At 70.5% G+C, this 654-nt stretch carries 1 protein-coding gene; it reads left to right on the forward strand.

From position 1 onward, the window contains the following. Positions 1 to 654 (forward strand): enolase C-terminal domain-like protein (locus CCL05_RS43585; RefSeq protein WP_279629972.1); only part of this gene is annotated, 654 nt, incomplete at both ends.

The raw sequence follows: 654 nt of genomic DNA on the forward strand, positions 1-654 counted from the left end.
CAGCAGCGGGAGTCCGTGCGGGTGCTGGGGTATCTCTTCTACGTCGGTGACCCGGACCGGACGGATCTGGAGTACGTCCGGGAGCCCGAGGCGTCCGTGGAGTGGTACCGGGTGCGGCACGAGGAGGCGCTGTCGCCGGAGGCGATCGTGCGGCAGGCGGAGGCGGCCTACGAGCAGTACGGGTTCCGGGACTTCAAGCTCAAGGGGGGTGTGCTGGCGGGGGCCGAGGAGGTCGCGGCGGTGCGTGCGCTCAAGGCGCGCTTTCCCGAGGCGCGGATCACCCTGGACCCGAACGGGGCGTGGTCGCTGCGGGAGGCGGTGGAGCTGTGCCGGCCGTTGGTGGGCACGCTCGCGTACGCCGAGGATCCCTGCGGGGCGGAGGGCGGCTACTCCGGGCGGGAGATCCTCGCGGAGTTCCGGCGGGCCACGGGGTTGCCCACGGCGACGAACATGATCGCGACGGACTGGCGTCAGATGACTCATGCCCTGGCTCTGCAGTCGGTGTCCATTCCGCTGGCGGATCCGCACTTCTGGACCATGCAGGGGTCGGTGCGGGTGGCGCAGTTGTGCAACGCGATGGGGCTGACGTGGGGGTGTCACTCCAACAACCACTTCGACGTCTCGCTGGCGATGGTGACGCACTGCGGGGCGGCG

The sequence above is a fragment of the Streptomyces africanus genome, from assembly GCF_002150735.1.
GTDB classification, from domain to species: Bacteria; Actinomycetota; Actinomycetes; order Streptomycetales; family Streptomycetaceae; genus Streptomyces; species Streptomyces africanus.